The organism is Pseudomonas sp. SG-MS2 (assembly GCF_009933855.1).
GTDB classification, from domain to species: domain Bacteria; phylum Pseudomonadota; class Gammaproteobacteria; order Pseudomonadales; family Pseudomonadaceae; genus Aquipseudomonas; species Aquipseudomonas putida_E.
Window position 1 is genome coordinate 1 of record NZ_MOMO01000149.1, and the last position, 8,124, is coordinate 8,124.

The window sequence follows — 8,124 nt, forward strand, 5'->3', positions numbered from 1 at the left end:
AAGACGGGCCGGGGCGTGGCGTGCTTACCCGCCGCGCCCGACCTTCAAGGAGCGCCCTCCATGATTCAGCCTGTCGCTGAACGTACACCGGCCGGGACCAGTTACCTGGCCCAAGGCCAGGGCCAACCCGTGGTGCTGATCCACGGCGTGGGCCTGAACAAGGAAATGTGGGGCGGGCAGTTCGTGGGCCTGGCCAACGACTACCGCGTCATTGCCTACGACATGCTCGGCCATGGCCAGAGCGCACTGCCTGCCGCCGACACTGGCCTGGAAGGCTACGCCGCCCAGCTGGCAGAACTGCTCGACCACCTGCAGATCGCCCAGGCGACCGTGATCGGCTTCTCCATGGGTGGCCTGGTCGCACGTGCCTTTGCCCTGAACTACCCGCAGCGTTTGTCTGCGCTGGTGGTACTCAACAGCGTGTTCAATCGCAGCCCGGAACAGAGCGCCGGCGTCATCGCACGCGCGGCCCAGGCTGCCCAGCAAGGCCCCGACGCCAACGTCGACGCCGCGCTCGACCGCTGGTTCAGCCGGGAATACAAGGCAGCCAACCCGGCGCAGGTCGCTGCGATTCGCCAGGTACTGGCTAGCAACGACCCGCAGGGTTACCACACCACTTACTCGCTGTTCGCCACCCAGGACATGTACCGCGCTGGTGACCTGGGCAGCATTCAGGTGCCGACACTGATCGCCACCGGCGAACTCGACTCGGGCTCCACCCCGGCCATGACCCGCCAGCTCGCTGCCAGCATTCCTGGCGCGCAAAGTGTGGTCCTCGCCGAGCAACGGCATATGATGCCGGTGGAGGCACCCCGTGAAGTCAACAAGATGCTTCTGGATTTCCTCAGCCAAGCCCGCACCCTCACCGAATCCGCCAAGGGGATTGTTGCATGACCCTCGTTCGTTTCCAGATGTGCATCGACGGCCAATGGCTCGATGCCCAGAGCGGCAAGACCTTCGACAGCCTCAACCCGGCCACCGCCCAGGCCTGGGCGCAACTGCCCGACGCTGATGAAGCCGATGTGGAGCTGGCCGTCCAGGCCGCCCAGCGTGCGTTCGACAGCAAAGCCTGGCGCAGCATCACCGCCACTGCGCGGGGCAAACTGCTGCGCAAGCTGGGTGACCTGATTGCCGAGAACAAAGAACATTTGGCTCAGCTGGAAAGCCGTGACAACGGCAAGCTGATCCGCGAAACCCGTGGCCAGGTCGGTTACCTGCCGGAGTTCTTCCATTACACCGCGGGCCTGGCAGACAAACTCGAAGGCGGCACCCTGCCGCTGGACAAGCCGGACCTGTTCGCCTACACCGTGCACGAACCAATCGGCGTGGTGGCCGGGATCATCCCGTGGAACAGCCCGCTGTACCTCACCGCGATCAAGCTGGCGCCAGCCCTGGCCGCCGGCAACACCATCGTGCTCAAGCCTTCCGAGCATGCCTCGGCGACCATCCTCGAGCTGGCCCGCCTGGCCCTGGAAGCTGGCTTCCCGCCGGGCGTGGTCAACGTGGTCACCGGCTACGGCCCCAGCACCGGCGCTGCGCTGACCCGCCACCCGCTGGTGCGCAAGATCGCCTTCACCGGCGGCGCCGCCACCGCTCGCCACGTGGTGCGCAGCAGTGCCGAAAACTTCGCCAAACTGTCGCTGGAGCTGGGCGGCAAGTCGCCGAACATCATTTTCGCCGACGCCGACCTGGACAGTGCCATCAACGGCGCCGTGGCCGGTATCTATGCCGCCTCCGGGCAAAGCTGCGTGGCAGGTTCGCGTTTGCTGGTACAGGACGAGATCTTCGACGCGTTCGTTGCCCGCCTGATCGAGCGGGCCAAGCGCATCCGCATCGGCAACCCCCAGGACGAAGCCAGCGAAATGGGCCCGATGGCCACCGCCCAGCAGTTGGCCGTGGTCGAAGGCCTGGTTGCTGCGGCCAAGGCTGAAGGCGCCAAGTTGCACATGGGTGGCAAGCGTGCCGAAGTCGAGGGCGAAGGCTGGTACTACGAGCCGACGCTGTTCGAGTGCGACAGCAACTCGATGACCATCATGCAGGAAGAAGTGTTCGGCCCGGTCGCTGCGGTCATCCGCTTCAAGACCGAGGAACAGGCCCTGGCCATTGCCAACGACTCGCAGTTCGGCCTCGCTGCCGGCATCTGGACCCGCGACCTGGGCCGTGCCCACCGCCTGGCCCGTGACGTGCGTTCGGGGATCATCTGGGTCAACACATACCGCGCAGTGTCGGCCATGGCACCGATCGGCGGCTTCAAGAACAGCGGCTACGGCCGTGAAAGCGGCATCGATTCGGTGCTGGCCTATACCGAGCTGAAGACCGTGTGGATCAACCTGTCCACCGCGCCGATGCCCGACCCGTTTGTGATGCGCTAAGAGGTAATACACGATGATCGAACCAGGCATCTACAAAGACGTGATGGGCTCCTTCCCGTCCGGGGTCACGGTGGTCACCACCCTGGACGCCGACGGCGCCATTGTCGGCATCACCGCCAGCGCGTTCAGTGCGCTGTCGATAGACCCGGCGCTGGTGTTGTTCTGCCCCAACTACGCCTCTGATACTTACCCGATCCTGCGGGACAGCAAGCAGTTCGCGATCCACCTGCTGTCCGCCGAGCAGACCGCCGAGGCCTATGCCTTCGCTGGCAAAGGCAAGGACAAGGCCAAGGGCATCGCGTGGCACCTGAGCGAGCTGGGCAACCCGCTGCTGGCTAAGGCCACGGCGATCATCGAGTGCGAGTTGTGGCGCGAATACGACGGCGGTGATCACGCGATCATCGTCGGCGCGGTGAAAAACCTGGTGCTGCCCGCTGACCCGGTGACCCCGATGGTCTATCACAGAGGCAAACTGGGCGCCCTGCCGCCGCTGGGCTGATGCCCTTGGGGCTGCTGCGCAGCCCGATACTTCTTTTTCAGGGGCCGCGCGACCCTCTCACCCTTGGTTGCGGCCCCTCTTTTGATTCGGAGCTAGGCAATGAGCAACGAAAAGTACGAAAAAGGCCTGCAGATCCGTACGCAGGTGCTGGGCGAGGACTACGTCAACCGCTCGATCCAGAACGCCGACGACTTCACCAAGCCTTTGCAGGAGCTGGTTACCGAGTACTGCTGGGGCCATGTCTGGGGCCGCGATGGCTTGTCGCTCAAAGAGCGCAGCATGATAAACTTGGCCATGATTTCCGCGCTCAACCGGCCCCACGAGCTCAAGCTGCATATTCGCGGCGCCTTGCGTAATGGCCTGAGCCGTGAACAGATTCGCGAGATCCTGCTCCAGGTCGGCATTTATTGCGGCGTGCCCGCGGCGGTGGACAGTTTCCGCCTGGCCCGCGAGGCGTTCGCCGAAGCCGATGCGGAGTCAACCCGTTAACAACGGGCTGTTCGAACCACTGCAGGGAGCACCTCGGTTCGGGGTGTTCCGCGATGTTGGCGAAACAGCCTCATAAAGAGCGCACCTGATGAAACGCCAGCCACTCGACGACAGCTTCAAGGTCAACCGCAACCCCGTAACACTGCGTGAAATCGTGCTCGACAAACTGCGCGGCGCGATCATGAATTTCCACCTGCTCCCGGGCGATCGCCTGGTCGAGCGTGACCTCTGCGACCGCCTCGGCGTCAGCCGTACCTCGGTGCGTGAAGCCCTGCGTCACCTGGAGTCCGAAGGCCTGGTGGAATTCGCCGATGCCAAGGGCCCACGCGTGGCCATCATCACCCTGGAAGACGCCCGCGATATCTACGAGCTGCGCTGTGTACTCGAAGGCCTGATCGTGCAGTTGTTCACCCTCAATGCCAAAGCCAAGGACATCCGGGCCCTGGAGCGGGCGCTGGAGGTCAACCGCGAGGCACTCGAGGAAGGCGAGTTGCAACAGGTGCTGGACTCTGTGCAAGGCTTTTACGAAGTGCTGCTCGAAGGCTCCGGCAACCAGGTCGCAGCGCAACAGCTGCGCCAGCTGCAGGCCCGCATCAGCTACCTGCGCGCCACCTCGGTGTCGCAGCAAAACCGCCGTGGCGCCAGCAACCTTGAAATGGAAAAAATCGTCGACGCCATCAAGAGTGGCGACCCGCTGGTCGCCCACCAGGCCTCGGTCGATCATGTGCGGGCCGCCGCCAAGGTGGCGCTGGACTACCTGCGCCAGAAGCAGGACGACAACACCAAGGTGCGCGACATGGTCGAGCCTTTGGCCCTCAAGGAACCCCGTATAGAACCCCGCATAGGCCGCTGACCATGCCCAACGCCCCGCGCTACTGCCCGCACTGCACCACAGAACTGGCCCGGGGCGTTCCCGACGGCGACACCCACGAGCGCCTGCACTGTACCGGGTGCGGCTATGTCCACTACATCAACCCGAAGATCATCGCCGGCTGCATCATCGAGCGCGATGGCAAGTACCTGCTGTGCCAGCGGGCGATCCCGCCCCGCCCAGGCACCTGGACATTGCCGGCCGGGTTCATGGAGGCCGGCGAAACCACCGAGCAGGCAGCGCTGCGTGAGGTGTGGGAGGAAAGCGGTGTGCGTGCCGAAATCGTCTCGCCCTACTCGATCTTCAGCGTGCCGAAAATCAGCGAGGTGTACATCATCTTTCGCGCCATCGCTACCGAGGAAACCGGGCAGTACGGGCCCGAGACGCTGACCTACACGTTCTTCGAACCCGACCAGATCCCTTGGGAAGAGATCTACTACCCGGCGATACGGCAGATTCTCGAGCGTTACATCCTCGAGCGGCAGGCTGGGGTGTACGGGATCTACATGGGCAATGACGACACCGGCAAGGTGCACTTCATTCGTTGAGCCTGCTGCGGCCTCATCACCGGTGCAGGCTGCATAAAGCCCTCGCCAATCCGCTATTCTCGGTGCACCCTTATCATCCCCGGCAGAAGGATGGGCAGAGCACACATGGCTAAATGGCTGGACGGCGGCGGGCTGATGGCCGAACGCATTCGCAATCACGACTGGAGCACCACCTCCCTGGGCCCGATCGAGACCTGGCCTGACGTACTCAAGACCACCGTGGCCCTGTGCCTGGCCTCGCGCTTTCCTCAGGCAATTCTCTGGGGGCAAGACCTGCTCACCCTGCACAACGACGCATTTCTGCCAATCCTTGGCAAAAAACCGCAAGCGTTGGGCAAGCCGTTTCGCGAAGTATGGCAGGAAGCCTGGGCCGACATCGAGGCCATGGCCGAACGCGCCTTGGGCGGTGAAGCCGTCTATATCGAGGACTTCCCGCTGACCATCGACCGCAACGGCGGCCCGGAGTGCGCTTACTTCACCTTTTGCTACAGCCCTATCCGCGACCAGAACGGCGAAGTGGTGGGCATGCTCGACACAGTCACCGAAACGACCGCCAGCGTGGTCACCAACCAGCGGCTGGCGTTTCTGGACGACCTGGGCCGGGCGGTGGCCAATGCCACCGACTCGGACCGGGTAATGACCATCACCACCGGCATGCTGGTCGAGCACCTGCAGCTGTCCAGCTGTGCGTACGCCGTGATGGATGCAGACCAAGATGGCTTCACCATCTGCGGCGACTCTGTAGCACCCGGCTCGCCACGGTTGGTGGGCCACTACCGCCTGGGCGACTTTGGCCGACTGGCGGTCAGCAAACTGCGCAATGGCCTGCCGCTGGTTATAACCGACAACCTGAGCGAGCTGCCCAGTGAGGAAGCCGCCACCTTTCAGGCCATTGGCATTACCGCAACCATCTGCATGCCATTGATCAAGGCAGGCCGACTCACCGCGCTGATGGCCATCCACGACAAGGCGCCACGGCGGTGGTCGCCTTACGAGCAGGCGCTGATCGGAGAAGTGACAGAACGTTGCTGGGCGCATATTCAGCGGGTCCAGGCCCATGCCGAAGTGCGCGAGGCGCTGGCCGCACTGGAATCGCTCAACGCCAGCCTGGAACACCGGGTCGAAGAACGCACCGCTCAGCTGTTGCATACCGAAGCGGTACTGCGCCAGGCACAGAAGCTCGAAGCCATCGGCCAACTGACCGGTGGCGTGGCCCATGACTTCAACAATCTGCTGACGATCATTCGCTCGTCACTGCACTTCCTGCAGCGGCCGAACCTCGACGAAAGCCGTCGCGAACGCTATCTCAAGACCATGACCGACACGGTCGACCGCGGCGCCAAGCTGACCGGCCAGCTGCTGGCCTTCGCCCGCCGTCAGGCATTGAGCCCCCAAGTACTCGAAGCCGGATCGCGCCTGCAGGCCATGGCCGACATGCTTGATGCCGCTACGGGCGCGCGGGTCCAGGTAAAACTGGAGTTGCCATCGACGCCATGCCACATCCGCGCCGACCTCAGCCAACTGGAAACCGCAGTGATCAACCTGATGCTCAACGGCCGTGATGCCATGGCTGGGGAAGGCACCTTGCACCTGCGCCTGCTGCCCAACCAAAGCATGTCTGGCCAGCGCGATCATCAAGAGCACCCAGGGCCGTTTGCCGCCATCTCGGTGGTGGACAGCGGTGTCGGCATCGCCGCCGAGTTGCTCGACCGTATCTTCGACCCGTTCTTCACCACTAAGGCGCCCGGCGAAGGCACAGGGCTTGGCCTGTCGCAGGTGTTCGGCTTCGCCAAGCAATCCGGGGGAGATGTAGAGGTAGCCAGCATCCAGGGCCAAGGGACGACCTTTACGCTGTACCTGCCACAAGTGGAACAGCCTGCCGAGCAGGCCAATGCGGCCGCAGAGGCCAGCCAACCGCTGGTGAGTGGCGCGCGGCGAAGAATATTGGTGGTGGAGGACGACCCGGACCTAGGCACTTTCACCGCACAGATCCTCGAAGACCACGGCTACCGGATCAGCTGGGTGAACTCTGCGGAAGAGGCCTTGATGGCGTTGGACGGCGCGGCGGGAGATTTCGATGCGGTATTTTCCGATGTGATGATGCCCGGCATGGGCGGCTTGGCCCTGGCCCGCGAGCTACGCCGCCAGCGCCCGCAATTGCCTGTGATCCTCACCTCCGGCTACAGCGACGCGATTGCCGAAGGCGGCCACGAGGGGTTCACATTCCTGGCAAAGCCCTATTCGGCAGAGCAGGTATGCCTGCTGCTTGGGAAGGTGCTGGGGCCCTGATGGCTGTCAAGGCTTTCCGGTAAGCAAGCGCGCCACACTCTGCGCCAGTTCTGCGCGCCGGTACGGCTTGCGCAACACCTCGAAGCCCTTGAGTTCGCGCGGTGTCAGGTTGGCGTAGCCGGTAATGATCAGCACTGGCAGGTCAGCCTGACGCTCGCGCATCCGTTGAGCGAACCGCACCCCGGTCATATCAGCCATGACATGATCGGTCACCAAAACATCCGGCCACCAGCCCTTCTCCACCAGCTGCAACGCTGCAGCGGCACTGGCGGCTTCGGTCACCTGATAACCCAGTTCACGCAACTGCAGCGCTGTGGCATGGCGCACGATCTCCTCGTCGTCCACCAGCAGCACCCGAAGTGCACCGTCGGCAAGCGGCACCTCGGCCATTTCACTGTCACGACACACCGCAGCCACATCGCTGCTCGGCAGCCATAACGTGGCAACGGTACCCTCCCCTTGCTGCGAGCGTATCTGGAAGCCGCCACCGGACTGGACGGCCAGCCCCTGGACCATCGGCAGGCCAAGACCAGTGCCCTTTCCCACGCCTTTGGTGGAATAGAACGGTTCGACGCAGCGGCGCAACTGATCTTCGTCCATGCCACTGCCACTGTCGCGAACCTGCAGCCACACCAGCGTCCCTTCAGTGAGGCCCGCAGGCCTTGGGGGCCCGTCGGCCTCAAGCCCTGCGCAGATCCTCAAGGTGCCACCGTCGCCCATGGCGTCGCGGGCGTTGACCGCAAGGTTGAGCAGCGCCAGTTCCAGTTGATGGGGGTCTACGAGGACTGCAGGCAGGGCTGGGTCAATCTGTACCTGCACGGCAACTGTCGGCCCCAGTGATCGGGCCAGCAGCTCGTGCATGTCTTCTACCAGAGCGGCCAACGACACGGCCTGTGGCTTGAGCGTTTGTCGGCGGGCAAAGCTGAGCAACCGCCCGACCAGATTGCGCGCACGCTCGGCAGCCTGCAGCCCCCCGTCGATCAGGCGCGGGGCACGTTCGGAGTGCGGCTGCCGGCGCAGCAACTCAAAAGAGGCGATGATAGGCGTGAGCATGTT

8 protein-coding genes are annotated in these 8,124 nt (G+C 63.8%); 7 read left to right on the forward strand and 1 reads right to left on the reverse strand.

Annotation, left to right across the window (positions count from 1 at the left end; genetic code table 11):
* Window positions 1–60: 60 nt before the first annotated feature.
* The 7 genes from BLX42_RS12445 to BLX42_RS12475 all read left to right on the forward strand — a co-directional run bounded on the left by BLX42_RS12445 (window position 61) and on the right by BLX42_RS12475 (window position 7,068).
* Entirely contained in the window at window positions 61–894 is an 834-nt protein-coding gene (locus BLX42_RS12445; RefSeq protein ID WP_046785467.1) for an alpha/beta fold hydrolase, read from the forward strand.
* Window positions 891–2,372, forward strand: a complete 1,482-nt coding sequence (locus tag BLX42_RS12450; protein ID WP_115275057.1) for an aldehyde dehydrogenase — start codon at window positions 891–893, stop codon at window positions 2,370–2,372. The genes BLX42_RS12445 and BLX42_RS12450 overlap by 4 nt, the downstream gene beginning before the upstream one ends.
* Before the next feature lie 13 nt (window positions 2,373–2,385).
* A complete protein-coding gene (locus BLX42_RS12455) occupies window positions 2,386–2,871 on the forward strand; it encodes a flavin reductase family protein (protein WP_161871882.1) in 486 nt (161 codons plus the stop codon).
* A gap of 99 nt (window positions 2,872–2,970) precedes the next feature.
* The gene (locus BLX42_RS12460) at window positions 2,971–3,360 is read left to right on the forward strand and encodes a carboxymuconolactone decarboxylase family protein (RefSeq protein ID WP_012314144.1); all 390 of its coding nucleotides are present in this window, start codon (window positions 2,971–2,973) and stop codon (window positions 3,358–3,360) included.
* Between the two features lie 88 nt (window positions 3,361–3,448).
* The gene (locus BLX42_RS12465) at window positions 3,449–4,213 is read left to right on the forward strand and encodes a GntR family transcriptional regulator (protein ID WP_012314143.1); all 765 of its coding nucleotides are present in this window, start codon (window positions 3,449–3,451) and stop codon (window positions 4,211–4,213) included.
* Between the two features lie 2 nt (window positions 4,214–4,215).
* Window positions 4,216–4,779 (forward strand): NUDIX hydrolase, encoded by a 564-nt coding sequence (locus BLX42_RS12470; protein WP_046785469.1) that lies wholly within the window; start codon window positions 4,216–4,218, stop codon window positions 4,777–4,779.
* A gap of 105 nt (window positions 4,780–4,884) precedes the next feature.
* Window positions 4,885–7,068, forward strand: a complete 2,184-nt coding sequence (locus BLX42_RS12475) for a response regulator (RefSeq protein WP_161871883.1) — start codon at window positions 4,885–4,887, stop codon at window positions 7,066–7,068.
* Between the two features lie 6 nt (window positions 7,069–7,074).
* Here the strand turns inward: BLX42_RS12475 and BLX42_RS12480 are convergent.
* Window positions 7,075–8,124, reverse strand: a 1,050-nt coding sequence (locus BLX42_RS12480; RefSeq protein WP_161871884.1) for a response regulator, incomplete at its 5' end; no start/stop codon positions are given.

Coding starts and splice junctions, on each gene's coding strand:
- BLX42_RS12460 (WP_012314144.1), top strand. CDS start 2,971: ATGAGCAACGAAAAGTACGAAAAAGGCCTGCAGATCCGTACGCAGGTG.
- BLX42_RS12470 (WP_046785469.1), top strand. CDS start 4,216: ATGCCCAACGCCCCGCGCTACTGCCCGCACTGCACCACAGAACTGGCC.
- BLX42_RS12465 (WP_012314143.1), top strand. CDS start 3,449: ATGAAACGCCAGCCACTCGACGACAGCTTCAAGGTCAACCGCAACCCC.
- BLX42_RS12475 (WP_161871883.1), top strand. CDS start 4,885: ATGGCTAAATGGCTGGACGGCGGCGGGCTGATGGCCGAACGCATTCGC.
- BLX42_RS12445 (WP_046785467.1), top strand. CDS start 61: ATGATTCAGCCTGTCGCTGAACGTACACCGGCCGGGACCAGTTACCTG.
- BLX42_RS12455 (WP_161871882.1), top strand. CDS start 2,386: ATGATCGAACCAGGCATCTACAAAGACGTGATGGGCTCCTTCCCGTCC.
- BLX42_RS12450 (WP_115275057.1), top strand. CDS start 891: ATGACCCTCGTTCGTTTCCAGATGTGCATCGACGGCCAATGGCTCGAT.